This window comes from Ramlibacter sp. (genome assembly GCF_041916345.1).
Lineage (GTDB): Bacteria > Pseudomonadota > Gammaproteobacteria > Burkholderiales > Burkholderiaceae_C > Ramlibacter.
The window spans coordinates 15,231-39,036 of record NZ_JAYRZR010000008.1 but is presented as its reverse complement, the minus strand read 5'-3'; the positions used below and the strand labels follow the sequence as shown (position 1 = coordinate 39,036).

Genomic DNA, 23,806 nt, shown 5'->3' with positions numbered 1-23,806 from the left:
GGGGGCGGCCGCTACACTCGCCCCCCTGCATGGAAGCCTTTCTGATCGTCCTCGTCGCCGGCGGGGTGTGGATGCTGCGCGCCGCGGAACAGCGCCAGCGCATCGCCCGCCTGGCGGCGCTGCTCGCGCCGTACCGCATCGAGCGTCACCTGCAGGCGCTGACCGAAGGCTGCCTGCGCGCGCTGGGCGAGGCGGATGCCGACCGTGCCGCGGCCATCTGGGGCACCCTGCAGCCGACCGGTGCGGCCCTGCGCGAGGACATCACGCGCTTCGCGGACGACGTGGCCCGCCTCCCGCCGGACGGCCTGCGGGTGAGCCGCCTGCCGATTCACCTGCCCGGGGCCAGCGGCGTGCCGGCGCTGTGCTTCGACCTGCGCGGCGCCGTGGCCGTGCACGCGCGCGGCATCCGCGCCGCGCTCGACGCGTTGGAGGCGCTGCCGCCGGACACGCGACGCCGCGATGCCGCCTTCACCCTGGTGGCGGAGTTGCTGTTGCTGCAGCACACCTGCCAGTGGTTCTGCCGATCGCGCCTGATCGCGTCCGCGCGCCTGCAGGCCTTGCACCAGACGGCCTACGCCCAGGTCGTGGCAGGGGTGTCGGTTGCCACGCGGACCGACTACCGGGCGCTGATCGCCGGCTGATCGACCGCGGGGCCGCGGCGGCCGGTCCGGCCAGGCGGCGCTTCATCGCGCGGCGCTGCAGTTCGTCGCAAGGCGGTCGAAACGGGGCGGGTGGCCACCTAGAGTGCCATCCATCGACACCGACAACGCCCTGGAGAACACCATGCAAGCCCGCACCGCCTTCCGCCCCGCCATCGCCCTCTCCGTGCATCTGGCCGTCGCCGTGGCGGCGGTGGGCCTGGTCGCGGTGGTGGCCAGCGGCGCGAGCCGCGTCAGCCACGAGCGCCTGGCGGCCGTGACGCCCGCGCCGCAGGTGGTGCACGTGACGCTGCCGCGGGTGGAGATCGTGGCGCCGCGCGAGATGCGCTTCGTCGCGGGTACCGAGCAGCCGGCCGGTGCGCTCTGATCGCCGCGTTCAGCCGCGCTTGGGCACTGTCCGGCCCGTGGGAACCTCGAAGGCCCACTTGTCCCAGGTGGCCTTCTTGAACGCCGCCGCGAGGTAATCGAGCAGCTCGTCGTCATCCACCCCGAAGGCCTCCAGGTCGCGCAAGGCGGCCGGGTCCACGTCGTCGGGCCAGCCATGCTGGCGCGCGAACCCGCGGATCAGCGAGACCGCCATCGAATCCTGGTCCCAGCCATGGGACTTCATCAGGCCGTGCACCAGCGTGCCGTAAGGCCGCGGGATGTACTCGCGCGCGAGCGTCTCCGCCGGCAGCGTGCCCAGCACCTCCAGCAGGGTGGCGAGCAGCGCGCGCGGCGACCGGGAGGCGGCCGCGGCCCGCGGCGAGGGCGTACCCGCGGGTGGCTCGGGCGAGGGCGCTGCCGGTTCCGGCGCTGGCTCCACCGGGGGGGCGGCCACGGGCGCGGCCGCCGAAGCGGGCGCCCTCTGGGGGGGCGGCGCCGCGGGTTCGGGCAGCGGCTCCAGTTCGAATGCCGGCAGCTCGAACGGCGGCAGTTCACCCGCCAGCGTGGCGGGCTCGTCCTCCACCACGGACGCGGGGGTCTCGTCTGGCTCGTCGAACGGCTCGTCCTCGAACGGCACCACCGTGCCGATGCCGGCGGCCGCCAGATCCCGCAGCTGCTCGGCACGGACAGCCAGCAGCGGATCGTGGAACTCGCGTTCCAGCAGCTTCAGGGCATCTTCCCATTCGCCCAGCTCCCGGTGCCACTCCGCGGCTTCCAGGATGTTGAGTTCGCTGCCGTCCCCGGCGAACAGGGCGCCTTCCAGCAAGGCGCGCAGCAGGCGCGCACGGCGCCGCTCTTCGTCGGACGAACGCGGGCCCTTGGCCGGCGTGCGGCCGAAGAAGTGCTCGACCCGGTTGCGGTCGTTGTCCAGCCACAGCAGGCCGCGCGCCAGCGCAGCGCGCTTGCGCAGCGCCCAGATGCGGGATTCGTCCGGGGCCTGCTTCATGCGCGGCAGCGTGGCCGAGCGGGCCGAAGGCGAGGGCTTGTGGAACTCGGCGTCGTACTGGTCGAAGCCGATCCAGTACAGGCCGGCCGGGCCCCAGGCCGCATCCGGAATCTTGAAGCGCCCCAGGTCGCCGGCCTGGCGCAGCAGATCGGCCGATTGGCAGCTCTTGCGCCAGGACATCACCAGGGTGCAATGGGGGCAGGTCACCACCTCGCTCTGAACGCCGGCCCAGCCGCCGAGAAAGCCGTCGGAATAGGCGACCTCGTCGCCCGCGACCGCGGGGCTGGTGCGTTCCACCACCATGCAATGGTTGCCGCAGGCGCGGCAGCTGACGATGTATTCCGCCTGCGGCTTCATGCGGGTCTCGGCCGGCGCCGGGCCACGACCGGGCCGCCAGCGGCGTTCAGCGGGGATGGGGTGAGAGGCATCGACAGCTTGGATTCCTGGCAGGGCGCGCGGGCCCTGCACGGGCCCCCTGCGCCAGGGCCGAGTGTGACACGGCCGGCGCAGCCCAGCTTAGCGGAGGGCTGCGCGGCTGGTCAATGGGCGCGCAGCGCGGCCTGCAGCGAGCGGGCACCCTTGAGCGTGGCGCCGGCGCCCACCAGCGCGGTGGCGGCCGGTTGCGCCCGCAGGGCCTGGAACTGCTCGCGCAGGCTGCTGGCCGTGACAGCATGGATGGTCTCGGCGGCGCGTGCCGCGTCGAACAGTTCGCCGGTGGCCCACCAGTGCTCCACGCAACGCTGCAGCAGGCGCATGGGCCGTTCGGCGCCACGCACCAGGGACACCAGCAGCTGGTTGCGCGCGCGCGTCAGGTCTGCCGCGGCAATGCGATCGGCCTGTTCAGCCAGCAGACGGGCCAGTTCGGCGGTGAAGGCTGGCACCTTGTCGGGCGTGGTGATCGCATCCACCACCAGAGCGCCATGCACGTCGCCCAGGTCGGCGGTGGCGCCCACGCTGTAGGCCAGGCCCAGGCGCTCGCGCACGGCATCCACCAGCGGCGCGCTCATGCCGCCGCCAAACAGCGTGGCCAGCAGCGTGCCCAGGTAGGGATTCTCGCCGCGGCTGGGCAGCGGCCAGGCGACGTTCACGTAGGTCTGCGAGACGCCGGGCAGCCGTCGTGCGCGGGCCTGCCCCAGATGGGCCGGCGCCTGGTGCGCGGGCGCGCGGCCGGCACGGGCCACATCGCCGAAAAGGGCCTGCGCCTGGCGCAGGAAGGCATCGGCCTGCAGCCGGCCCGCAGCCGCCACCACGATGCGCTCGGCCACGTAGTGGCGCTTCACGTGCTGCACCAGGTCGCGCCGGGTGAGGGCCGAGATGGTTTCCGGCGTGCCGATGATGGGGCGGCCCATGGGGTGCGCGCCCCACAGTGCCTCATCGAGCAGGGTGTAGGAGAGCTGCTGCGGATCCTCCTCGTACTCCGTGCATTCCTGCAGGATGACGGCGCGCTCGCGCGCCAGTTCGTCGGCGGGGAAGGTGCTGTTCAGCACGATGTCGGCCAGCAGGTCCAGCATCTGCGGCGCGTGCTCGCCCAGGCCCTCCAGGTGGTAGCAGGTGGCGTCCTTGTCGGTGTAGGCGTTCAGGTCCGCGCCCAGTGATTCGGCCGCGAAGTTGATGGCCTGCACCGTGCGCGCCCGCGTGCCCTTGAAGGCCATGTGCTCCAGGAAGTGGCTGACGCCCGCCTTGGCCGGCGACTCGTCACGGCTGCCGGCGCGGATGAACACCGCCACACTCGCGCTGACCAGATGCGGCATCGGCAGCGCGATCACGGTCACGCCGTTGGGCAGGGTGTGGTGCAGGGGGGCGGCGGAACGGCGAGGAGCGGCAGGCAAGGGGAAGCGGGGTGGGTGGATGGGGACGGCGAATTGTCCCGCATGGCGGATCGCCTCGAAGCGCTGGGGTTTCGCTTCGCTCCTCCGCCAGCCTACGTGAACGCAGCGACCTGCGCAGGTTTTCGTAGGCTGGGGTGCAACCCCAGCGGTTCCACGTCGTGCTTCAGCGCCCCGCGTCGAGCAGGCGCGCCACCTCGCTGCGGCCGATGCCCAGATCCCGCAGGTCGAGATCGCTCATGCCCCGCAGTTCCGCGTCGCCGCGCGGGGCGGATCGCAAGGCCTGGCGCAGCCCCGCGAGCACGGCACGCAGCCGCCCGGTCAAGTCCGCGCCGATCTGGAGGGCCAGCGGCCGCTGGCTGGCCCAGGCATGTGTCATCGTGTTCATGGGTTGAATGATGGGGACTACACTGCCATCTGAAAAGTTGAGTTTTCTGAAACAACCAATCAGGATTCCTGATGCGTGAGCTGAACCTCGACCAGCTTCGCACCCTGGTCACCGTGGCCGACCTGGGCACCTTGTCGGCGGCCTCGCGGGCGCTGAACCTCGCGCAGCCGACGGTGAGCCTGCACGTGAGCGAACTGGAGGCTCGGCTGGGTGTTCCGCTGCTGCTGCGCGGTGCCCGCCGCGTGCAGCCCACCCCGGCGGGCGACGTGCTGCTGGTCCACGCGCGCAGGCTGCTGGCCGAAGCCGACGATGCGGTGCAGGCCGTGCGCCGCCAGCAGCAGGGCGTGACAGGCCGCGTGCGCCTGGGTGCCTCCACCGGCATGCTGGTCTACCTGCTGGGGCGGGTGCTGCAGGACATGGAGCGCGCCCATCCGGAGGTGCATGTGGAAGTGAGCATCTATGGCACCAACGATGGCCAGGCGGCGCTGCAGGCCGGCACGCTGGACGTGGCGCTCATCGCCCCGCCGCAGGCCGCAGGCGACCTGGTGGTCACGCGCTGGCGGCGTGACCCGCTCATGGCCTTCCTGCCGCTGGGCTGGAAAGCGCCGAGGCGCGTGACGCCACAGTGGCTGGCGGCGCAGCATCTGATCGCCAACGACAGCACCACGCGCCTGTACCGCCAGACCACCGAGTGGTTCGCCACCGCCGGCATCGTGGCGCGGCCCCGCATCGTGCTGAACTACAACGAGGCGATGAAGAGCCTGGTGGCTGCGGGCTATGGCGCGGCCATCCTGCCGATGGAAGGGCCGATGGAGGCGCACACCGCGCGCGGCGTGCGGGTGGTGCCGCTGAAGCCGCTGCTGGTGCGCGACACGGTGATCGTGCATCGGGCGCTGCCCCTGCTGAGCGGCGCCACGCGCAGCCTGCTGGCGGTGCTGAAGCAGTACCGCCAGGGCTGAGCGCCTTCAAGCATCGGGCCGCACGAGCCGAGCCACCACGTGCCGCGTGAATGGTGCGGCCACCAGCACGATGGGGAAGGCGATGGCCCAGGCCATGAGCCAGCCGCCGACCCATGCGCCGGTGAAGTTCGCGCCCAGCCCCACGGCGCGGGCCGTGGCGATCCCCGACACCACCAGCGACATGAGGCCGGACAGGATCAGGCCGAACAGCGCGGGCGCGAAGCGGGCGGGAATCATGCCGTGGCCTCCTGCGCTTCACGCACCGCCTGACGGCCGCGCGCCAGGCACAGCAGCCGCTGCGCGAAGGTGCGGCCGAACTGGTGCGCCGTCTTCACATCCCCGGGCGGGAAGGCATCGGCCGGCGCCGAGTGCCCGGCCTGCGCCATCAGGCCGGACCACGAGCCCAGGCGATTCGCCGCCTCGTCGTAGGGCACGCCGCTCTGCTGCTCTGGCAGGATGGGGTTGCCTGACCACACCATGCCATGCTGCATGGCGAACACGAACATCGACAGCAGCGTGGACTGCTTGTCGCCCGCGGGCAGCGACGACACGGTGAAGCCCGCTGCCAGCTTGCCGCGCAGCTGCTGGTGGCGCCACTGGCGGCCGGTGGCATCCATGAAGGTCTTGAAGGGCCCCGACACGCCGCCCAGGTAGGTGGGCGAGCCGAGGATGAGGCCGTCGAAAGGCGACAGCAGATCGGGCTGCTGCGCCACGGCCTCGGCGCGCAGCAGCTGCACCTGGACGCCCGGCAGGCTGCTGGCGCCGGCGGCGACATGCTGGGCGATGTGGTCGGTGTGCCCGTGGGCGCTGTGATAGACGATGGCGATTTGCGGCAGGTTCATGGCAGTCACTCCTTGTGGAAGTGGAGGGGAAGGAAAGGGGCGCAGGCACCGAGTCAGCGCGTGGCCCAGGCGATGCCGGCGGCGGCCAGGTAGAGGCCGACGCCGAAGACGGCGTGATTGGCAAGGCTGCGCCCGCGGTTGGCCCAGGGCGTGGGTGTCCGGCGAGCCGCGATGCCGGCGCCCATGGCCGGCTGCATCACCAGCCAGGGCGCGGCCACGGTCAGCACGCCCACGCACAGCGCGGGCAGCAGGCTGGGGCTTTGCGCCCAGGCCACCCCATGCAGCGCCACTGCGAGCGCGGCAAAGGCGATGCCCACGGCGTAGTGCGTGAACCAGCCCAGGGCCCGCTCATGCCGCACGGGCGGCGCTTTGGCGATGGCCGCGTGGAACCAGCGGCCGCGCGGCAAATGCCCCACCCAGCGCCCGACGAGGCCGAAGTGGAGGGTGGGCACACCCAGCCGCTGCAACAGCAGCAGCCAGGCATCCATGACGACGGTGGCGCCGATGCCGATCGCGGTGATGCGGGCGAGTGCTTCAAGGGGGGAAATGGTGTCCATGGCGGGTCCTCGTGATTGACCGAAGCGAGCAGAGCCGGCAGGATGCAACTTCAAGCCGACTTGAGGTCAAGACCTTTTTGCAGCATGGACATCGCTGAAGTGGCGCGGCGCTCCGGCGTACCCGCCTCCACCCTGCGCTACTACGAGGAAAAGGGGCTCATCGCCTCCACCGGCCGCCAGGGGCTGCGGCGCCTCTTCGCGCCGGCTGTGCTGGACCAGCTCGCGCTGATCGCCCTCGGTCAGGCGGCCGGTTTCAAGCTGGAGGAGATCCGCACCATGTTCGGTGCCGACGGCCAGCCAAGCATCGACCGCACCCAGCTGGCTGCCAAGGCCGACGAGATCGACCGCACGATCCGGCGGCTGAAGGCGATGAGCGACGGGCTGCGGCATGCGGCCGTGTGTCCGGCGCCGAGTCATGCGGAGTGCCCGACGTTCCGGCGGTTGGTGAAGGCCGCGGCGGAGGGGGTGCTGAAAGTCGCACCAGGCCCCTTCAAGTCAGGTGGCTGAAGGCGCTTCAGGATGGGCCAGGACGAGCGACTGGCTGCTCATTCGCCCTCCATCCAGTCAGGTCGCTGGCGCTTCAACCAGGCCTGCGTGTGCGCCAGCAGCTTGGCGGCTTCCTCCAGGCACGAACTGAGCGCGGCCGGCGGCACGGGGTCGCCCGCATAGTCGGTGGCATTGCGCTGCCGCCGCAAGCACGATCACGGTGGCCTGCGGCACCGCCATGGTCAGGCTCAGGCACTGGATGGCCGTCTGGTGATGCCCTGGCTGGCTGGTGGCGGTGCGAAAGCCGTGGCCCCACAGACCCAGCATCGCGCACTGCACGATGCACTTGTAGGCGGCGTCGAAGCGGTTGTCGGCGCTCAGCTCGGCGATCTGCGCGTCCGCAAGGTTGCGCTGCGCCGCGTCCAGCAGCTTGCGTACCGATGTGCGGTCGGCTTCATGCGCTTGCAAGCGTTGGATGGCCAGCAAGTTTTGCAAGGTCATCTTCTCCTCCCTTCACCCACAGCCTGGGCTTGCTCATCACGTCGCGGGCAAACGCGTCGCCCTGCAGCCACCGCTTGCTGAACTCCGCCGGCGTGTACAGCGCCGGGTTCACTTCACGCCGCAGCTGCGCGTGCAGCGGAAACAGCGCCTGCGCCAGTTCAGCGAAGCTGGCCTTGCCCAGCACCAGCAGGTCTACATCGCTGCCGGCCGTGGCGGTGCCGCGTGCGATGGAGCCGTACACCAGCGCCAGCGTGACCTTGGGCCCAAGCGGCTCCAGCGCGGCACGGAGCGCCGGCACGATGCCGTGCGTCTTGCGGAAGATGCCGGCGAGCTCGGGAAAAAGCGGGTGGGCGGCCTGTGCCCTGCAATGCACCTGGTTGCCCTGCTCGGTACGCACCAGCAGGCCGGCCTGGGTGAGCTTGTCCAGCTCCCGCGCCAGAGTGCCGGCGTGGGCGTCCGCCATCCGTGCCAGCTCCCGCAAGTGGAAGCTGGCGTCTGGCTGCAGCAGTAGCACCGCTAGCACCCGCTGACGGGTGGCTGGGAACAGCAGGTCCATCAAGCTGGAGGTGTTGCTCATTGGGCGACGATTGTTGCCTGAATGGCGACAGGGTGCAAGTGTGCTCTCACAAGCGTCTGTTCCACGGAAGCGGGCTCCTAGAGCCGCAGGTTCAGCTGACGCCGCAGCCAGTGCGCGACGGTGCGATGAGATGGATTCGGCCAGCTCGCTGCGCCCAGCCGAAGCGCATCACGCCGTTGGCGAGCGAGTCGCTTTCCCACTGGCCGCCAGCCCCCAGCTTGACGTAGAACGCGCGGGGGAAGGAAACCGAATCAGGACGTTTGCCGGTCATCGTGGGAACCATCGCTGATCAGACGACGCAAGAGCCGGACGCTGAACTTGGAAACCTGATCGGCCTGCACCCTCGCCCGCTCAAGCCCAGCTGATCCTGTAATCCAGCGAGTGGCCGATGCGCTGCGAGAAGCGGGTGACCGATTGCGCGGCCATCCGTTCGCTCACGCTGACCGGGATCTTGGTGGTGAGCCAGGCGCCCAGGCTCTGGGGCTCTCCCTCGGGCGGGCGCGGGGTGGGGTCGGGCGTGTAGTCCACATGGGCCTGCCGCTTGCCGGCCCGGCCCAGCAGATCGTAGAGATCGCGGAACAGGATGAACGAGGTGTCGTTCTGGTGCATGGACCAGTTCGCCACGGGCAGGAAATCCACCAGGTGGATCAGCTGGTAGTTCAGCGCGATCCACAGGTCCTCGCCGGTGATCGTGATGGGCGCGTTGTCGATCACGCGGTGGAAGGAGATCGATGCGATGGCGTCGGGGCGGTGCAGGTTCTCACGCAGCTCCCGGCGCAGCGGACCGGCGTAGAGCAGACGCAGCACGGAGGGAAAGGCCTCCACCTGCTTCCAGTCCGACGGGCTCATCAGCTGGCGCAAGGCGGGGATCTTGTCCGCCGTCATGGCAAAGGTGTTGGTGCCGGTGCCGAGGATCGAGTGCAGCAGCATCACCAGGGCGGACTGCTGCGGGTAGTGCTGCACGGTGTACTCGAAGCAGAAGTACAGGTGGTCGAGGAAGGAGCCGTCGGCATGCTCCACGTCGAAGTCGCACTCGCTCACCAGGAACTGCATCAGTTCCGGGCTGACGGCGGGCAGTGGATGCCTGGCGCGCGCCTGCTCGTATTCGGCCTGCACGGTCGCCGCGGCACGGGTGTCCCAGTGCGCCTCCTTGCCGACCCGGGTGGTGATCACGTAGCGGGCGGCCTTGCCTTCCAGGGTCTTGAAGATGGTGCGATCCAGATCGAAGTTCGGGATCGGCTCGACCCGCACCTGGCCGGTGTGTTCCAGCGCCGCGCCGCGCGCGATGGCGGCCTTGCGCTGGGGGGTGGGGTCGGGGCGTTCGGCGGCGGACTGCTTCATGGGAATCCTCGGCGATGGCCTGCCCTTATACACGACGGGTCGCGGGCGGCGGGCCAGTTCATGTGCATCAACCTGGCAACGGCAGCGCGGTCTTGTACCGCACCTGCTTCAACGCAAAGCTCGACCGGATCTTCTCGATGCCCGGAATCGGCGTGAGCTGCTCCAGGATGAACTTCTCCAGCGCGGCCATGTCGGCCACGGCCACGCGAATCAGGTAGTCGCTGTCGCCCGTCATCAGGTAGCACTCCATCACCTCGTCGTGCTCGGCGATGCGGCGCTCGAACTCGGCCAGGGCGGCCTTGCTCTGTTCCTTCAGGCTGATGTTGATGAAGACGTTCAGGCCCAGGCCCAACGCCTTGGCGCTGGCCAGAGCCACGTAGCGCTCGATCACGCCGGCGGCCTCCAGCGCCTTCACGCGCGCGAGGCAGGGGCTGGGCGACAGGTGCACACGGCGCGCCAGCTCCACGTTGGTCAGGGCGCCATCCTGCTGCAGTTCGGCCAGGATGCGCAGGTCGATGGTGTCGAGGGGCATGGCCTGGAGGTGGGGCTACAGATCCAGGCCGCGCGCCCAATCCAGCGCACCCGTGCCCACCCACTTCGGCCGCAAGGCCGTGCGGTGCGCCCAGGCGACTGCCTGCACGCCCAGCTCCTCCTCGGACGTGTCTTCGTCGCCGAGCGGGGCATCCCGCAGGTCGGGCAGCAGCATGGGCAGCATGTGCGGGTGCCGTGCATGGGCCGCGCGGATCGCGGTCTCGGCCTCCTGCTGGCGGCCCAGCGCGAACAGGGCCAGCACCCGCATGAAAGCCAGCATCGCCTCGTCGCTCGGCGCTGCCTCGATCAGCGCCAGCGCCTCGGCCGGGCAATCGGCCACCAGCAGCAGCTCGGCGCGCAGCCGGCGCCAGCCAAAGGGGTCCGATGGGCAGATGGCCAGGCCCCAGCGGGTGAGCGAGTGCATCTGCTCGGCGTCGCTGTCCGCAAACGCGAACAGGATGGCCTGCGCCAGCACGCGCAGGGCCGGCCGGCTGGTCTTGTGCACCCACACGAGCTGCGCCGGCGCCGTGCCGATGAGGCTGCGCAAGACGGTCACGGCATGTGCGGCCAGGCGCAGCGCGGCCACCTGCACGGGCCGCGGGGCGTTCGGGTCGGCGATCTCGGCGGCCGCCAGCAGCAGGTCGTCCAGCACCTCCAGGCTGAGCCATGCGTTGGGATGGGCCTGCAGGAACGCGGCCACCTCCGGCAGGTCGTCGAGCAGGGCGGACGCATCGCCCATCAGGTCGGTCCCGGCCGGCTTGACGATCTGGAAGCGCTGTGCCCATTGCGCCTGCACGGCTGCCAGCGCGGGCGTGGGCACCAGGCTCAGGACGGGCGGCTCATCACCTACGGCCGGCTCCCGCGCCACCTGGTAGAGCCCTGCGAGCGCTTCACCGTCCACCTCCGTCGGTGCCTGCTGGCTCAGGTCGACCCAGGCCTCGTCTTCCTGACCGTCCAGTGCGTCGTCTTCATCCGGCCCGCCCAGAAGCGGTTGCAGGCCATGCGTGCCCAGGTCGGTCAGTGTCTGCGCCAGCTCGTTCAGCCCCTCGCGCCGCGCCCGGGCGGCCAACAGGGTGGCGCGCATCTTCGCCTCTTCGGTGCGGCCCTCCCCGAGCAGCAGCGACACCTCCAGATGCCAAAAATGCGGGTTCTCGGGGTCCTGGCGCACGGCCTCGTGAAACAGCTTCCAGGCGGCGCCCTGCTCGCCGCGATCCGCCAGCATGGAGATCAGCCGTCCGCGGGCCGCGCTGGCCAGCTGCCGGTCACGCGCGCCGGCCATGCGGCGGGCCAGGGCGTCGCGGCGCGCCTCCTGTCCCATGTCCTGCAGGGCATCCATCAGCACGTCGAAGGCGTACTCGTGGCGCTCGTCCAAGCCGTCGAGGTCCTCGAACAGCGGTTCCAGCACCTCGATCGTGCGGTCCGCCTGGCCATCGGCGTTCCAGGAGGCCGCGGCGTGGCCCAGGGCTTCGGCAGGGACCAGCCGGGCCAGGCCCGGCCGCAGCATGTGCGGCTCGGCCAGGGTCAGCGCCAGGGCGAACAGCTGTTCCGCGGGCATTGGCAACGCGTCGCCCGCGAACTGTGCGCAGCACTGCTTGTACTTGCGGCCGGATCCACAGGGGCAGGGGCCGTTGCGCTCCGGCTTGGACATCGGTCGCGGTCGCCAGCGGTTGTCTGGCACCGGCACGGCATGCCAGAGTGCGCGCGCCATGTGGCGCTGGAAGCGCAGGCTCGTCGCTTCGTCGTCTGGGGGATGTGATGCCAGGGCCGCCAGCGTTTCACCCATCTCGTCCACGAACCAGTCGCAGAAAGAGGGCAGGGGTTCGCCGTGGAGGATGCGGCGGATGGCCTCGTGGAACGTGTTCACGAACTCGTCGGGCGGCGTGTCGGCGTCGATGCGATCGGTCATGGGGTGGATCGTAGTGGGGATGTGCCGCGAAGCTGGACAAGGGCCACTTCAGAATCCTGTGTCGTCAAACGGGCCTGCGGCGGCATTTTATGCTTTGCTGGCGAGATCGAATAGCTCAATCGGCAACTCATTCCACCGGCGCCGGCCTAAAGTGCCGTCATCATGAGCGACCTGAACCTCACCCGCCACCTCGCCGATCTGTCCGGCGACATCGATCCCGTCGAGACTGCCGAATGGCGCGATGCCTTCCAGGCCCTGGTGGCCACGCACGGGCCGGCGCGCGCACGTTTCGTGCTGGACCAGCTCGCGGTGCTGGCGCGCAGCCCGCAGGTGGGCTGGTCGCCGGAACTCGTCACGCCCTACGTGAACACCGTGCCGGTGGAGCGGCAGCCGGTGTTTCCGGGCGACCTGGCGATCGAGGAGAAGCTGGCTTCGCTGATGCGCTGGAATGCACTGGCGATGGTGGTGCGGGCCAATGCGGCGTATGGCGAGCTGGGTGGGCACATCGCTTCCTATGCCAGCGCGGCGGATCTGTTCGAGGTGGGGTTCAACCACTTCTTTCGCGCGCGCAATGACCGGCAAGGCGGCGACCTCGTCTTCTTCCAGCCGCACAGCGCCCCCGGCGTCTACGCCCGTGCCTTCCTGGAAGGGCGGCTGACCGAGGCGGATCTGGCGCACTACCGGCAGGAGATCACCGCGCCGGCCGCGGGCGCGCGCGGCCTCTCGTCCTATCCGCATCCGTGGCTGATGCCGGACTTCTGGCAGTTTCCGACCGGCTCCATGGGCATCGGGCCGATCAGCTCGATCTACCACGCGCGCTTCATGCGCTACCTCACGCACCGCCAGTTGCTCGATTGCGAAGGTCGCAAGGTGTGGGGTGTGTTCGGTGATGGGGAGATGGACGAGCCCGAGAGCATGAGCGCGCTCACCCTTGCCAGCCGCGAGAAGCTGGACAACCTGGTGTGGGTGGTCAACTGCAACCTGCAGCGCCTCGACGGCCCGGTGCGCGGCAACGGCCGCATCGTCGACGAGCTGGAGAAGCTGTTCCGCGGCGCCGGCTGGAACGTGATCAAGCTGCTCTGGGGCAGCGACTGGGACGGCCTGTTCGCGCGGGACACCACCGGCGCGCTGGTGCGGGCCTTCGCGCACACCGTGGATGGCCAGATGCAGACCTTCGCGGCCAAGGACGGTCGCTTCAACCGCGACAGCTTCTTCGGTCAGAACGCGGAACTGGCGCGCCTGGCCCAGGGCATGACCGACGAGCAGATCGACCGCCTGAAGCGCGGCGGGCACGACCTGGTGAAGATCCATGCCGCCTACGACGCGGCGGCGCGCCACACCGGCCAGCCCACCGTGATCCTGGCGCACACCAAGAAGGGCTACGGCATGGGCGCGGCCGGCCAGGGCCGCATGACGACGCACAGCCAGAAGAAGCTGGACGAGTCCGATCTGCTGGCCTTCCGCAACCGCTTCAACCTGCCGCTGACAGATGCGCAGGCGACCACGCTCGCCTTCCACAAGCCCGCGGACGACAGCCCGGAGATGCGCTACCTGCATGCGCGTCGGCAGGCGCTGGGCGGCTACCTGCCGAAGCGGCAGTCGGCGTGTGATGTCGTGCCGGTGCCGGACCTGGCGCGCTACGCACAGTTCGCGCTTCAGGCGGGCGGCAAGGAGATGTCCACCACCATGGCGTTCGTGCGCCTGCTCGGCAACCTGCTGAAGGACGACACGCCCGGCCCGCAGGGCATCGCCTTCCGGCGGCGGCTGGTGCCGATCGTGGCCGACGAGGCGCGCACCTTCGGCATGGCCAACCTGTTCAAGCAGGTGGGCATCTACTCCTCCGTGGGGCAGAAGTACGAGCCCGAGGACATCGGCTCCGTGCTGTCCTACCGCGAGGCGCTGGACGGCCAGATCCTGGAAGAGGGCATCAGCGAGGCCGGCGCCATTGCCAGCTGGACGGCCGCGGCCACCAGCTACAGCGTGCACGGCGTGCCCATGCTGCCGTTCTACATCTATTACTCGATGTTCGGCTTCCAGCGCGTGGGCGATGCCATCTGGGCCGCGGCCGACCAGCGCGCGCGCGGCTTCCTGCTGGGCGCCACCAGCGGCCGCACCACGCTGGGCGGCGAGGGCCTGCAGCACCAGGACGGCAGCTCGCACCTGGTGGCCGCCACCATCCCGAACTGCAAGGCCTACGACCCGGCCTTCGCGGGTGAGATGGCCGTGATCATCGACCAGGGCATGCGCGAGATGCTGGTGGAGCAGAAGGATGTCTTCTACTACGTCACGCTCATGAACGAGAACTACGCGCAGCCGGATCTGCCGGATGCGGCGCGGGCCGGCGTGATCCGCGGCGGCTATCGCTTCGGCGCGTATGGCGAAGGCGCGCCGCAGGTCACGCTGATGGGCTCCGGCGCCATCCTCACCGAGGTGATCCGCGCGGCCGAGACGCTGGCGGCAGAGGGCATCGCCAGCGAGGTCATCAGCGTCACCAGCTGGAGCGAGCTGGCGCGCGAGGCGGCGGCTGCAGGGGAGGGGCAGACGGCCCATGTCACCGGTCTCCTCGGCGCAGCGACGGGGCCCGTGATCGCGGCCACCGACTATGTGCGCGCCGTGCCGGAGGCCATCCGCGCGTACGTTCCGGCGGGCCGCACGTACATCACGCTGGGCACGGACGGCTTTGGCCGCAGTGACACGCGGGCGGCGCTTCGCTCTTACTTCGGCGTTGACGCGCCGAGCGTGGCGCAGGCGGCGCATGCGGCTGTGGGGCTCCCGTCTTCCTCGTAGGCTGGGGTGGAGCGCCAGCGCAACCCCAGCGTTTTCGCCGCGCCCCCCACAACGCTGGGGTTCCCTTCGGTCACCGCCAGCCTACAGGGGCACGGCAACACCTGCTCGGCGACGGGTGCAGGCACCCGCTACGATGCCCCATGCCCCCAGGAAGCCCCTTGATCCGTCTCGCCACGTCTCTGCTGCTTGCTGCGGTCGTCTCGGGCGTTCACCTTCGCACGGCGGCGCAGGGCGCGCCCGTCGCCACGCCCGAATCCCAGGGCATGGATTCCACCGCGCTGGCCAATCTGGTCACGTACGGCGCCAACGTGAAGATGGACAGCCTGGTCGTGATGCGCAACGGGCAGATCGTCGCCGAGGCGTACTACGCCCCCTTTCGCGCGGAGATGAAGCACCGCATCAACTCCGCCACCAAGGCCGTGGTGGGGGCGCTGGCGGGCATCGCCATCGCACGCGGAGATTTGCCGCCGGCCCGCACACCCATCGCCGGCGTGTTCCCTGAGCTCGCGAACGCCAGCGACGCGCGCTGGCGCGAGATGACGCTGCAGCACCTGCTGGACATGACCTCGGGCATCGCCTGGGAGGAGCCCCTGGCCGACGGCGTCCCGCGCACGATGCTGGAGATGACGCGCTCGCGCGACTGGGCGGCCTTCGTCCTGGCGCGGCCGTTCGCGCAGGCGCCCGGCGCCGGCTTCCACTACAACAGCGGCAATGCGCATCTGCTGTCTGCGGCGCTCACCCGCCGTACGGGCGAATCCGCCGAGGCGTATGCGGCGAAGCACCTGTTCGGCCCGCTCGGCATCACCCAGCACCGCTGGCTGCGCGACCCGCAGGGCGTCTCCACCGGTGGCTGGGGCCTGTACCTGCGCACGCGCGACATGGCCCTGCTGGGGCAGCTCTACATGCAGCAGGGCGAATGGCAGGGCCGTGCGCTCATTCCGCGCGAATGGGCCGCCCGCGCCTTCGCGCCGCAGGTGGACATGGGCTTCCCGGGCTGGCGCTACGCCGACATGTGGTGGGGCCATCCGCGGCTGGGCGCCTACATGATGGTCGGCTTCAACCGGCAGGTGGTGGTGGTGCTGCCGCAGCAGCGGATCGTGGCGGCCGTCACCGGACGCGGCATGCATCCGCTCGAGAACCTGGCGGAGCAGTTGCAGCGCGCCGTGCGGTCCGATTCGCCACTGCCCGAGAACGCGCAGGCCCAGGCCGCCCTGCGGGACCGGATCGCCGCCGTGGCTGTGCCGAAGCCGCTGCCCGGCCCCGAGGGGGTTCAGCCGGTGGTGCGCCAGGCGACCTACGCGCTGGACGACAACCCGCTGGGCGTGCGCGAATTCAGCTTCGACTTCACCGCCTCGCCGCCCACGTACCGCATGCGCCTGCGCACGCGCGACATCGTGGCCCCTATCGGTCTGGAGGGCGTGCTGGCCGAAGGCGCGGACGAGGGCGCGCCGCTCTTCACCGCGGCGCGCTGGCAGGATCCGCGCACGCTGGCCTTTCGCCAGATCTGGGCCGAGGAGGGCGCCACCGTGGACTATGTGCTGAAGCTGGAGGGCGATGCCGTCGAGGTCTCGCGCACCAATGACTTCGGCGCACGGACGGTGGTCCGCGGGCAGCGGATCACCGCGCCCTGAGGCCTGCGCCGTAAGATCGCGCCATGGCCTCTCCCCTGCCTTCGCGCCACTGGGCCCAGCTCGCCACGACCGACTTCACCGGTCTGGACCCGGCCCGGACGGTGGCGGTGCTCCCCTTGGGCGCGACGGAGCAGCACGGCCCGCACCTGCCGCTGGCGGTGGATCACCTGATCGCGCAGGGCATCGTCGAGCGCGCCCTGCCGCTGCTGCCGGCGGATCTGCCGGTGCTGGTGCTACCCCCGCAGACGGTCGGCTACAGCCCGGAGCACGCCGACTTCGCCGGCACGCTCACGCTGCCGGTGGAGACGGTGATCGCCACCTGGACGGCCATCGGCGCCGGCGTGGCGCGGGCGGGCGTGCGCAAGCTGTTGCTGTTCAACGCGCACGGCGGCCAGGCCAGCCTGATGGACATCGTGGGGCGGGAGCTGCGCATGCGGCACGGCCTCATCGTCTACGGCTGCAACTGGTGGAACCTGCCCCTGGGCGCGGAGGTGGAGGGCCTGTTCTCCGGCGAGGAGCACCGCTTTGGCATCCACGCCGGCGCTATCGAGACCTCGCTGATGCTGGCGCTGGCGCCGGACACGGTGCGGACGGACCAGGCGCGGGCCTTCCACTCCACCTCCCAGGACCGTGCGGCACGCTACGCGGTGCTGGGCAACGGCCGCAGCGCCAAGCTGGGGTGGGCCATGCAGGACTACAACGCGGCTGGCGCCGCCGGCGATGCCACCGCCGCCACGGCCGCGAAGGGCGAGGCGGTGCTCGCCGCCGCGGCCGTGCAACTGGCACGCCTGCTGGGCGAGATCAGCGATCTGCCGCTCGACACCGTCAGGCCCTTGCATGGCTGACGTCCGTCGCGCCGCACACGGCTAGCGGGGCGCACCTTCATCCGCCGCCGTGGCGCGGCTTCGTGCAACCCGTCACGAACTCGCACCGCCGTTTGTGCATGGGCCGTTGGTTGCGAGCGACAACGTGCACGGGTTTCCGGATCGCTGTGCGATCTGTCACAGGGATTGCAGCGGCTCTTGCCTAGACTTCAGGTCATAGGTTCAGTCATGCGCTTCTCCTCCATCTTCCAGCTGCCCTCCTCGCGATCGAACGCGGGCCAGGCCCAGCACGCGCTGACGGAGCCCGCGCCCTCCGACTTCCGGCCTTCCGACGCCGCGCCCCTGGTAGCCGAGCCGCCGGATGATCTGGACCAGCGCGTTCGCCTGATCGGCGAGTGGCAGCTTGGCGAAGACGACTGATCGTCTCCGCGCGCCCCCTTCCCCTCCAGCTTTTCTCCGCCTGGCAACTGCCAGGCCCGCATGGCACGCTTGCTGCTCGCCGCCTCTCCGGAGGTTCCATGAGCACCAAGCCGCCCCTGCCGCCCTTCACCGCCGAGACCGCCGCGCAGAAAGTGCGCATGGCCGAAGACGCCTGGAACACGCGCGACCCCGACCGCGTGGTGCAGGTCTACACGGAAGACACGCGCTGGCGCAACCGGGCGGAGTTTCCGGTCGGCCGCGAGCAGGTCCGCGCCTTCCTGCAGCGCAAGTGGGCGCGCGAGCTGGACTACCGGCTGATCAAGGAGCTCTGGGCGTTCACCGGCAACCGCATTGCCGTGCGCTTTGCCTACGAGTGGCATGACGACTCCGGCCACTGGTTCCGCAGCTATGGCAACGAGAACTGGGAGTTCGACGCGTCCGGCTTCATGCAGCGGCGCTTCGCCAGCATCAATGACCTGCCCATCCAGCCGGCGGACCGCCTGTTCCACTGGCCGCTGGGGCGGCGGCCCGACGAGCATCCCGGCCTGAGCGACCTGGGCCTGTAGCACGGCGACCCGCGCACCGGCCGCGGGCACGCACCAATGTGGCACAGGCGTTGCTTGGATTTCTGCCATGCCCGTCACGGCCCTTGGCGAACCCCCGGCAACCGCGCTGCCTCCCAAGGCGGCGCAGCTGTTGCTGGATTCCACCGGTGAGGGCATCTTCGGCGTGGACATGGACGGCCACTGCATGTTCATCAACCGGGCTGGCGCCGGCATGCTGGGCTGGGAGGCGGCGCAGGTGCTGGGCCGCAACATGCACGAGCTCACCCACCACTCGCACGCGGACGGCAGCCCCTACCCGGACAGCGAGTGCCCGATCTTCAACGCCTTCCGCCGGGGACTTCCGTGCCGGCTGGACACCGAGGTGTTCTGGCGGCGGGACGGCAGCGCCTTTCCGGTGGAGTACAGCAGCCACCCGGTCATCGACGACGGCCAGGTGCGCGGAGCGGTGATCACCTTCGTCGACATCACCGAGCGCCGCCGGGCCGCCGAGGCCTTGCAGCGCGCCAAGGCGGAGCTGGAGGAGCGGGTCGCCGAGCGCACCCGGGAGCTGTCCGAGGCGCTGGCCCGCCAGCGCGAGCTGGCCGCCTACTCCGACACCGTCCGCGAGGAGGAGCGCACCCGCATCGCGCGCGAGGTGCACGACGAGCTGGGCAGCCTGCTGGTGGCGCTGAAGATGGACGTGAACTGGCTGGACAAGCGTCTCTCGGAACAGCAGCGCCGTGAGCCCGAGGCGGCACAGGAAATGCGCGACCGCATGCGCTGCAAGTGCCAGAACATGAGCCGCCTGATCGAGAACGCCGTGGGCAACGTGGGGCGCATCATCACAGACCTGCGCCCCAGCATCCTGGATCATCAGGGCCTGTGGGCGGCGCTGGAGTGGCAGGCGCACGAGTTCGTGCAATCGGCGGAGCTCGATCTGGACTGGGACATGCGCCTGGCCTGCCCGCCTGAGCTGCCCGAGACCATGGCCATGGCCGTGTTCCGCATCTTCCAGGAGATGCTGAGCAACGTGGGCCGGCACGCGCAGGCCAGCCGCGTGACGGTGCGCATTGCCGACGAGGCCGGTGTGCTGTGCATGGCCGTCGCGGACGACGGCCAGGGTGCCCCGGCCGAGGCGTTCGAGGCGGCCACGGCCTATGGCGTGATGGGCATGCGCGAGCGCGCAGGCCATTTCGGCGGCCAGATCGCCATCGCCAGTGAGGCCGGCCGCGGGACTTGCTTCACCCTGCGGATGCCCCTGCCGACCGCGTCCTCAGGGGCCGGCGAATGATCCGCGTGCTGCTGGGCGATGACCACCGCATCGTGCGCGAGGGCCTGAAGCAGGTGATGGCCGACGCGCCGGAGATCCAGGTGTGCACCGAGGCCGTGAACGGTGAGGAGGTGCTCCAGCAGGTGGCCAGGCTCGGCGGGCCCGCGGGGCTCGACGTGGTGCTGCTGGACATCGCCATGCCCGGACGCGACGGGCTGGATGTGCTGCAGACCCTGCGCAAGCAGTGGCCCGCGCTGCCGGTGCTGATGCTCTCCACCTATCCGGAGAGTCAGTACGCGGTGCGCTCCATCAGGCTGGGCGCGGCCGGCTACCTGAACAAGAGCGCCGACCCGGACGACATGATTGCCGCCGTGCGCAAGGTGGCTTCCGGCGGGCGCTACGTGACACCGGCCACGGCCGAGGCACTGGCCAGCGCGGTGGGCGGTAGCGCCCGCGGTGGGCCGGAGGCGCTGTCGCACCGCGAGCACCAGGTGTTCCGGCTGCTCACAATGGGGCACAGCGTGAGCGAAATTGGTGCGCAGCTGCAGCTCGCGCCCAACACGGTCAGCACCTACCGGGCGCGCATCCTGGAGAAGACCGGGACCAAGAACGACGTGGAGCTGGCGCTCTACGCCGAGCGGCTGGCTCGCCCCGGCCCGTCAGGCCCTGCCGTGTAGGGCTGGCCCTACACGGGCTCGGGCCGCCTGCCACGATTTGCGGGCGCGGCTGCCGGCTGGCACGACTCAGGCGCAGGGCTTGCAAGAGGCGACGCATCTGCTTCTCATGAGGTGCCCCATGTCCGAACGCTACGACGCCTACGATGCCGACCGTCCCCTGATGCTGCGCTGCGCCTGCGGCCAGGACCACGCGCCCGGCGAGCACGCCGCCGCCCAGGCGCGCAACGAGGAGGAGTTGTCGACCAGCTTCGTCGAGGCCAGCCTGGTCAAGGCGCTGTTTCCGGTGGACAGCGTGCGCCGCGGCTTCCTGAAGGCCGTGGGCGCCAATACGGCCCGCGCCGCCATCGCTTCGGTACTGCCCATCGGCGCCTTGCAGGCCATGGCGCAGGAGCGCGGTCCGTTGGAGAAGAAGGATCTGAAGATCGGCTTCATCGCCATCACCTGTGCCAGCCCGCTGATCATGGCCGACCCGCTGGGCTTCTACAAGAAGGAAGGCCTGAGCGTCTCGCTGAACAAGACCGCGGGCTGGGCGCTGATCCGCGACAAGATGATCAACAAGGAGCACGACGCCTCGCACTTCCTGTCGCCGATGCCACTGGCCATGAGCATGGGCCTGGGCTCCAACCAGGTGGCGATGAACGTGGCCAGCATCCAGAACACCAATGGCCAGGCGATCACGCTGCACGTGAAGCACAAGGACAAGCGCGATCCCAAGAGCTGGAAGGGCTTCAAGTTCGCGGTGCCCTTCGAGTACAGCATGCACAACTTCCTGCTGCGCTACTACCTGGCGGAGCATGGCATCAACCCGGACACCGACGTGCAGATCCGCGTGACGCCGCCGCCGGAGATGGTGGCCAACCTGCGTGCCGGCAACATCGACGGCTTCCTCGGCCCCGACCCCTTCAACCAGCGGGCCGTGTACGACGAGGTGGGCTTCATCCACATCCTGTCCAAGGAAATTTGGGATGGCCACCCCTGCTGCGCCTTCGGTGTCTCCGACGAATTCATCAAGCAGAACCCCAACACCTTCGCGGCCCTGTACCGCGCCATCCTCACGGCCAGCTTCATGGCCAGCCAGCCGAAGGACCGGGAACTGATCGCCAAGGTGATCGCGCCCGCGCAGTACCTGAACCAGCCCGAGACGGTGCTGGCGCAGGTGCTCACCGGCAAGTTCGCCGACGGCCTGGGCAGCATCAAGAACGTGCCGGATCGCGCGAACTTCGACCCGGTCCCGTGGCAGAGCATGGCGGTCTGGATGCTCACGCAGATGAAGCGCTGGGGCTACATCAAGGGCGACGTCAACTACAAGCAGATCGCCGAGAAGGTGTTCCTGCTGACCGACGCCAAGAAGTACATGTCGCAGGCCGGCTTCAAGCCGCCGGAGGGCGCGTACCGCAAGTTCAAGGTGATGGGCAAGGAGTTCGATCCGGCCAGGCCGGAGGACTACGTGAAGAGCTTCGCCATCGCCAAGGCGGCCTGAGGCCGTGATGCGTTCTCTCCACCTCAAGGCGGGCCTGGTCTCGCTGCTGCTGCTGTTCGCCCTGTTGGGCGTGTGGCACGTGGCCACGTTGCCGGCCGGCGGCACGGCGGCTTCCACGGCCGGCATGACGGCCGAGCAGATCGAGTACCAGAAGATGATGGGCAAGGACCCGGGGGCGCAGAAGGCCTCGGGCTTCCCGACCGTGGGGCAGGTGGCCACCACCTTTGCGCAGCAGCTGTCGGACCCGTTCTACGACAAGGGTCCCAACGACAAGGGCATCGCCATCCAGCTCGGGCATTCGCTGGGCCGGGTCGCGCTGGGCTTCCTGCTGGCGTGCGTGGTGGCGGTGCCGCTGGGGTTCATCATCGGCATGTCGCCGTTGCTGCAGAAGGCGCTCGACCCATTCATCCAGGTGTTGAAGCCGATTTCGCCGCTGGCCTGGATGCCGCTGGCGCTGTACACGATCAAGGACTCCTCGGTCTCCGGCGTGTTCGTGATCTTCATCTGCTCGGTGTGGCCCATGCTGATCAACACGGCCTTCGGCGTGGCCTCGGTCCGGCGCGACTGGCTCAACGTGGCCCGCACGCTGGAGGTGAAACCGATGCGCAAGGCCTTCCGCGTGATCCTGCCGGCGGCGGCGCCCACCATCCTGACGGGCATGCGCATCAGCATGGGCATCGCCTGGCTGGTGATCGTGGCCGCCGAGATGCTGGTCGGCGGCACGGGCATCGGCTACTTCGTGTGGAACGAGTGGAACAACCTGTCGCTCACCAACGTGATCTTCGCGATCGTGGTGATCGGCGTCGTGGGCATGCTGCTGGACCTGGCGTTCGCGCAGCTGCAAAGGCTGGTGACCTATGTGGAGTGAAGGCACCTCGGCCGCCGGCCTGGCCGGCGTCGCCCCCCAGCTCGGTCCTGTCGCCAGGGGCGGGCGGGCGCTTGGAGATGGCATGCAGGGATTCCTGAAAGTCGAGGGTCTGGCCAAAACCTTCGTGCCGGGCAAGCCGGTGTTCGCCGACGTGAGCTTCACCCTCGACCAGGGGGAATTCGTCTGCATCATCGGCCACAGCGGCTGCGGCAAGACCACCATCCTGAACGTGCTGGCGGGCCTGGACGAGGCGAGCGCGGGCCATGTGTTCATGGACGGGCGCGAGGTCGTCGGCCCGGGGCTGGAGCGTGGCGTGGTGTTCCAGGGGCACGCGCTCATGCCCTGGCTGAGCGTACGACGCAACATTGCCTTCGCGGTGGAGTCGCGCTGGCCCAACTGGTCGCGTGCGCAGGTGAACGCGCAGGTGGAGAAGTTCGTCGCCATGGTGGGCCTCACGCCGGCCATCGACAAGAAGCCTTCGGCACTGTCCGGCGGCATGAAGCAGCGGGTGGGCATCGCGCGGGCGTTCGCCATCCAGCCCAAGATGCTGCTGCTGGACGAGCCCTTCGGCGCGCTGGACGCGCTGACGCGCGGCACCATCCAGGACGAGCTGATGGGCATCGTGCGGGAGACGCGGCAGACCGTCTTCATGATCACGCACGACGTGGACGAGGCCATCCTGCTGGCCGACCGCATCCTGCTCATGTCCAACGGCCGCGAGACACCCTCGGGCTACGCACCCGGCGGCATCGCCGAGACGGTGGTCAACCCCTTGCCGCGTGATCGCACCCGCGCCGGCCTGCACCACCTGCCGGGCTACTACGACCTGCGCAACCACATCGTCGATTTCCTGGTGTCGCGCGCCCGCGCCGGCGCCGACCATTGAACCGCTAGAGGAGCCAACGCATGAACCGCAACGACGTCACCGAGAAGATCATCGCCACCAAGGTGGCCAAGGGCATCAAGTGGGAGGCCGTGGCCAAGAAGATCGGGCACTCGAAGGAGTGGACGACCGCCTTGTGCCTGGGTCAGATGACCGCCACCGCCGAACAGGCCAAGGTGCTCGGCAAGATCTTCGGCCTGACGGCGGAGGAGCAGAAGTGGCTGCAGGTGGTGCCGTACAAGGGCTCCCTGCCGACGGCCGTGCCGACCGATCCGCTGATCTACCGCTGGTACGAGATCGTCAACGTGTACGGCACGACGATCAAGGAGCTGATCCACGAGGAATTCGGCGACGGCATCATGAGTGCCATCGACTTCTCGATGGACATCACGCGCGAGCCCGATCCCAAGGGAGACCGCGTCAACGTGGTGCTCTCGGGCAAGTTCCTGCCCTACAAGACCTACTGATCCGGGGCG

27 protein-coding genes are annotated in these 23,806 nt (G+C 69.7%); 15 read left to right on the top strand and 12 right to left on the bottom strand.

What is annotated here, in order from left to right:
• The first annotated feature begins 29 nt into the window (after positions 1–29).
• A complete protein-coding gene (locus ACE3T5_RS04135; RefSeq protein ID WP_374664754.1) occupies positions 30–641 on the top strand; it encodes a hypothetical protein in 612 nt (203 codons plus the stop codon).
• 142 nt (positions 642–783) lie between these two features.
• The gene (locus ACE3T5_RS04130) at positions 784–1,026 is read left to right on the top strand and encodes a hypothetical protein (protein WP_374664752.1); all 243 of its coding nucleotides are present in this window, start codon (positions 784–786) and stop codon (positions 1,024–1,026) included.
• 9 nt (positions 1,027–1,035) lie between these two features.
• On the opposite strand, the gene ACE3T5_RS04125 is transcribed toward ACE3T5_RS04130, so the two are convergent.
• The 3 genes from ACE3T5_RS04125 to ACE3T5_RS04115 all read right to left on the bottom strand — a co-directional run bounded on the left by ACE3T5_RS04125 (position 1,036) and on the right by ACE3T5_RS04115 (position 4,245).
• Positions 1,036–2,388 carry a hypothetical protein gene (locus tag ACE3T5_RS04125; RefSeq protein WP_374664750.1) on the bottom strand — a complete coding sequence of 451 codons (1,353 nt, stop codon included), beginning with the start codon at positions 2,386–2,388 and terminating at the stop codon, positions 1,036–1,038.
• Positions 2,389–2,570: 182 nt separating this feature from the next.
• The gene (locus tag ACE3T5_RS04120) at positions 2,571–3,860 is read right to left on the bottom strand and encodes a M16 family metallopeptidase (protein WP_374664748.1); all 1,290 of its coding nucleotides are present in this window, start codon (positions 3,858–3,860) and stop codon (positions 2,571–2,573) included.
• Between the two features lie 163 nt (positions 3,861–4,023).
• Positions 4,024–4,245, bottom strand: a complete 222-nt coding sequence (locus tag ACE3T5_RS04115) for a hypothetical protein (protein WP_374664746.1) — start codon at positions 4,243–4,245, stop codon at positions 4,024–4,026.
• Between the two features lie 71 nt (positions 4,246–4,316).
• Here ACE3T5_RS04115 and ACE3T5_RS04110 point away from each other — a divergent pair, with 71 nt between their 5' ends.
• Positions 4,317–5,204: a LysR family transcriptional regulator gene (locus ACE3T5_RS04110; protein ID WP_374664744.1), complete on the top strand. Its 888-nt coding sequence runs from the start codon at positions 4,317–4,319 to the stop codon at positions 5,202–5,204.
• Positions 5,205–5,210: 6 nt separating this feature from the next.
• Here the strand turns inward: ACE3T5_RS04110 and ACE3T5_RS04105 are convergent, their stop codons facing one another.
• From ACE3T5_RS04105 to ACE3T5_RS04095, 3 genes are read right to left on the bottom strand one after another with little or no spacing between them, the layout of a single operon-like run.
• Positions 5,211–5,441, bottom strand: coding sequence for a DUF2798 domain-containing protein (locus ACE3T5_RS04105; RefSeq protein WP_374664742.1), 231 nt, complete (start codon positions 5,439–5,441; stop codon positions 5,211–5,213).
• Positions 5,438–6,046, bottom strand: coding sequence for a flavodoxin family protein (locus ACE3T5_RS04100; protein ID WP_374664740.1), 609 nt, complete (start codon positions 6,044–6,046; stop codon positions 5,438–5,440). The genes ACE3T5_RS04105 and ACE3T5_RS04100 overlap by 4 nt, the downstream gene beginning before the upstream one ends.
• Positions 6,047–6,099: 53 nt before the next feature.
• The gene (locus tag ACE3T5_RS04095; RefSeq protein ID WP_374664738.1) at positions 6,100–6,603 is read right to left on the bottom strand and encodes a DUF2938 domain-containing protein; all 504 of its coding nucleotides are present in this window, start codon (positions 6,601–6,603) and stop codon (positions 6,100–6,102) included.
• An 84-nt stretch (positions 6,604–6,687) separates the two neighbouring features.
• On the opposite strand from ACE3T5_RS04095, the gene ACE3T5_RS04090 reads away from it, so the two are divergent.
• A complete protein-coding gene (locus ACE3T5_RS04090; protein WP_374664736.1) occupies positions 6,688–7,110 on the top strand; it encodes a helix-turn-helix domain-containing protein in 423 nt (140 codons plus the stop codon).
• A gap of 57 nt (positions 7,111–7,167) precedes the next feature.
• Here ACE3T5_RS04090 and ACE3T5_RS04085 read toward each other — a convergent pair whose 3' ends face one another.
• The 6 genes from ACE3T5_RS04085 to ACE3T5_RS04060 all read right to left on the bottom strand — a co-directional run bounded on the left by ACE3T5_RS04085 (position 7,168) and on the right by ACE3T5_RS04060 (position 11,945).
• Positions 7,168–7,557, bottom strand: a complete 390-nt coding sequence (locus tag ACE3T5_RS04085) for a hypothetical protein (protein ID WP_374664734.1) — start codon at positions 7,555–7,557, stop codon at positions 7,168–7,170.
• Positions 7,544–8,167 (bottom strand): nucleotidyltransferase domain-containing protein, encoded by a 624-nt coding sequence (locus tag ACE3T5_RS04080; RefSeq protein WP_374664731.1) that lies wholly within the window; start codon positions 8,165–8,167, stop codon positions 7,544–7,546. The genes ACE3T5_RS04085 and ACE3T5_RS04080 overlap by 14 nt, the downstream gene beginning before the upstream one ends.
• 91 nt (positions 8,168–8,258) lie before the next feature.
• On the bottom strand, positions 8,259–8,438 hold the full coding sequence (locus ACE3T5_RS04075) for a hypothetical protein (protein WP_374664729.1): 180 nt from the start codon (positions 8,436–8,438) through the stop codon (positions 8,259–8,261).
• Between the two features lie 80 nt (positions 8,439–8,518).
• On the bottom strand, positions 8,519–9,508 hold the full coding sequence (locus tag ACE3T5_RS04070; RefSeq protein ID WP_374664727.1) for a hypothetical protein: 990 nt from the start codon (positions 9,506–9,508) through the stop codon (positions 8,519–8,521).
• A gap of 67 nt (positions 9,509–9,575) precedes the next feature.
• Positions 9,576–10,040, bottom strand: coding sequence for an Lrp/AsnC family transcriptional regulator (locus ACE3T5_RS04065; RefSeq protein ID WP_374664725.1), 465 nt, complete (start codon positions 10,038–10,040; stop codon positions 9,576–9,578).
• 15 nt (positions 10,041–10,055) lie between these two features.
• Positions 10,056–11,945, bottom strand: coding sequence for an SEC-C metal-binding domain-containing protein (locus ACE3T5_RS04060; RefSeq protein ID WP_374664723.1), 1,890 nt, complete (start codon positions 11,943–11,945; stop codon positions 10,056–10,058).
• A 162-nt stretch (positions 11,946–12,107) separates the two neighbouring features.
• On the opposite strand from ACE3T5_RS04060, the gene mdeB reads away from it, so the two are divergent.
• The 11 genes from mdeB (at position 12,108) to cynS (ending at position 23,797) form a co-directional block, all read left to right on the top strand.
• A complete protein-coding gene (mdeB, locus tag ACE3T5_RS04055; RefSeq protein WP_374664721.1) occupies positions 12,108–14,732 on the top strand; it encodes an alpha-ketoglutarate dehydrogenase in 2,625 nt (874 codons plus the stop codon).
• A gap of 158 nt (positions 14,733–14,890) precedes the next feature.
• Entirely contained in the window at positions 14,891–16,363 is a 1,473-nt protein-coding gene (locus ACE3T5_RS04050) for a serine hydrolase domain-containing protein (RefSeq protein WP_374664719.1), read from the top strand.
• A gap of 23 nt (positions 16,364–16,386) precedes the next feature.
• Positions 16,387–17,208 (top strand): creatininase family protein, encoded by an 822-nt coding sequence (locus ACE3T5_RS04045; RefSeq protein WP_374664717.1) that lies wholly within the window; start codon positions 16,387–16,389, stop codon positions 17,206–17,208.
• A 207-nt stretch (positions 17,209–17,415) separates the two neighbouring features.
• Positions 17,416–17,607: a hypothetical protein gene (locus ACE3T5_RS04040; RefSeq protein WP_374664715.1), complete on the top strand. Its 192-nt coding sequence runs from the start codon at positions 17,416–17,418 to the stop codon at positions 17,605–17,607.
• Between the two features lie 98 nt (positions 17,608–17,705).
• Positions 17,706–18,173 carry a DUF1348 family protein gene (locus ACE3T5_RS04035; RefSeq protein WP_374664713.1) on the top strand — a complete coding sequence of 156 codons (468 nt, stop codon included), beginning with the start codon at positions 17,706–17,708 and terminating at the stop codon, positions 18,171–18,173.
• Between the two features lie 67 nt (positions 18,174–18,240).
• Complete coding sequence (locus ACE3T5_RS04030; RefSeq protein ID WP_374664711.1) at positions 18,241–19,443, top strand: PAS domain S-box protein; 1,203 nt, start codon at positions 18,241–18,243, stop codon at positions 19,441–19,443.
• Entirely contained in the window at positions 19,440–20,099 is a 660-nt protein-coding gene (locus ACE3T5_RS04025; RefSeq protein ID WP_374664709.1) for a response regulator, read from the top strand. Before ACE3T5_RS04030 ends, ACE3T5_RS04025 begins: the two co-directional genes overlap by 4 nt.
• A 118-nt stretch (positions 20,100–20,217) precedes the next feature.
• On the top strand, positions 20,218–21,579 hold the full coding sequence (locus ACE3T5_RS04020) for a CmpA/NrtA family ABC transporter substrate-binding protein (RefSeq protein WP_374664707.1): 1,362 nt from the start codon (positions 20,218–20,220) through the stop codon (positions 21,577–21,579).
• 7 nt (positions 21,580–21,586) lie between these two features.
• The gene (gene ntrB / locus ACE3T5_RS04015) at positions 21,587–22,447 is read left to right on the top strand and encodes a nitrate ABC transporter permease (protein WP_374664705.1); all 861 of its coding nucleotides are present in this window, start codon (positions 21,587–21,589) and stop codon (positions 22,445–22,447) included.
• A gap of 82 nt (positions 22,448–22,529) precedes the next feature.
• Positions 22,530–23,333 carry an ABC transporter ATP-binding protein gene (locus tag ACE3T5_RS04010; RefSeq protein ID WP_374664702.1) on the top strand — a complete coding sequence of 268 codons (804 nt, stop codon included), beginning with the start codon at positions 22,530–22,532 and terminating at the stop codon, positions 23,331–23,333.
• 20 nt (positions 23,334–23,353) lie between these two features.
• A complete protein-coding gene (gene cynS, locus ACE3T5_RS04005) occupies positions 23,354–23,797 on the top strand; it encodes a cyanase (RefSeq protein ID WP_374664700.1) in 444 nt (147 codons plus the stop codon).
• Positions 23,798–23,806: the final 9 nt, after the last annotated feature.

What these genes read in the sequence shown, in the direction of transcription:
- cynS (WP_374664700.1), top strand. Translation starts at nt 23,354, where the DNA reads ATGAACCGCAACGACGTCACCGAGAAGATCATCGCCACCAAGGTGGCC.
- ACE3T5_RS04020 (WP_374664707.1), top strand. Translation starts at nt 20,218, where the DNA reads ATGTCCGAACGCTACGACGCCTACGATGCCGACCGTCCCCTGATGCTG.
- mdeB (WP_374664721.1), top strand. Translation starts at nt 12,108, where the DNA reads ATGAGCGACCTGAACCTCACCCGCCACCTCGCCGATCTGTCCGGCGAC.
- ACE3T5_RS04010 (WP_374664702.1), top strand. Translation starts at nt 22,530, where the DNA reads ATGCAGGGATTCCTGAAAGTCGAGGGTCTGGCCAAAACCTTCGTGCCG.
- ACE3T5_RS04135 (WP_374664754.1), top strand. Translation starts at nt 30, where the DNA reads ATGGAAGCCTTTCTGATCGTCCTCGTCGCCGGCGGGGTGTGGATGCTG.
- ACE3T5_RS04125 (WP_374664750.1), bottom strand. Translation starts at nt 2,388, where the DNA reads ATGAAGCCGCAGGCGGAATACATCGTCAGCTGCCGCGCCTGCGGCAAC.
- ACE3T5_RS04115 (WP_374664746.1), bottom strand. Translation starts at nt 4,245, where the DNA reads ATGAACACGATGACACATGCCTGGGCCAGCCAGCGGCCGCTGGCCCTC.
- ACE3T5_RS04060 (WP_374664723.1), bottom strand. Translation starts at nt 11,945, where the DNA reads ATGACCGATCGCATCGACGCCGACACGCCGCCCGACGAGTTCGTGAAC.
- ACE3T5_RS04070 (WP_374664727.1), bottom strand. Translation starts at nt 9,508, where the DNA reads ATGAAGCAGTCCGCCGCCGAACGCCCCGACCCCACCCCCCAGCGCAAG.
- ntrB (WP_374664705.1), top strand. Translation starts at nt 21,587, where the DNA reads ATGCGTTCTCTCCACCTCAAGGCGGGCCTGGTCTCGCTGCTGCTGCTG.
- ACE3T5_RS04080 (WP_374664731.1), bottom strand. Translation starts at nt 8,167, where the DNA reads ATGAGCAACACCTCCAGCTTGATGGACCTGCTGTTCCCAGCCACCCGT.
- ACE3T5_RS04090 (WP_374664736.1), top strand. Translation starts at nt 6,688, where the DNA reads ATGGACATCGCTGAAGTGGCGCGGCGCTCCGGCGTACCCGCCTCCACC.
- ACE3T5_RS04030 (WP_374664711.1), top strand. Translation starts at nt 18,241, where the DNA reads ATGCCCGTCACGGCCCTTGGCGAACCCCCGGCAACCGCGCTGCCTCCC.
- ACE3T5_RS04065 (WP_374664725.1), bottom strand. Translation starts at nt 10,040, where the DNA reads ATGCCCCTCGACACCATCGACCTGCGCATCCTGGCCGAACTGCAGCAG.
- ACE3T5_RS04110 (WP_374664744.1), top strand. Translation starts at nt 4,317, where the DNA reads ATGCGTGAGCTGAACCTCGACCAGCTTCGCACCCTGGTCACCGTGGCC.
- ACE3T5_RS04045 (WP_374664717.1), top strand. Translation starts at nt 16,387, where the DNA reads ATGGCCTCTCCCCTGCCTTCGCGCCACTGGGCCCAGCTCGCCACGACC.
- ACE3T5_RS04040 (WP_374664715.1), top strand. Translation starts at nt 17,416, where the DNA reads ATGCGCTTCTCCTCCATCTTCCAGCTGCCCTCCTCGCGATCGAACGCG.
- ACE3T5_RS04035 (WP_374664713.1), top strand. Translation starts at nt 17,706, where the DNA reads ATGAGCACCAAGCCGCCCCTGCCGCCCTTCACCGCCGAGACCGCCGCG.
- ACE3T5_RS04105 (WP_374664742.1), bottom strand. Translation starts at nt 5,441, where the DNA reads ATGATTCCCGCCCGCTTCGCGCCCGCGCTGTTCGGCCTGATCCTGTCC.
- ACE3T5_RS04095 (WP_374664738.1), bottom strand. Translation starts at nt 6,603, where the DNA reads ATGGACACCATTTCCCCCCTTGAAGCACTCGCCCGCATCACCGCGATC.
- ACE3T5_RS04075 (WP_374664729.1), bottom strand. Translation starts at nt 8,438, where the DNA reads ATGACCGGCAAACGTCCTGATTCGGTTTCCTTCCCCCGCGCGTTCTAC.
- ACE3T5_RS04025 (WP_374664709.1), top strand. Translation starts at nt 19,440, where the DNA reads ATGATCCGCGTGCTGCTGGGCGATGACCACCGCATCGTGCGCGAGGGC.
- ACE3T5_RS04130 (WP_374664752.1), top strand. Translation starts at nt 784, where the DNA reads ATGCAAGCCCGCACCGCCTTCCGCCCCGCCATCGCCCTCTCCGTGCAT.
- ACE3T5_RS04100 (WP_374664740.1), bottom strand. Translation starts at nt 6,046, where the DNA reads ATGAACCTGCCGCAAATCGCCATCGTCTATCACAGCGCCCACGGGCAC.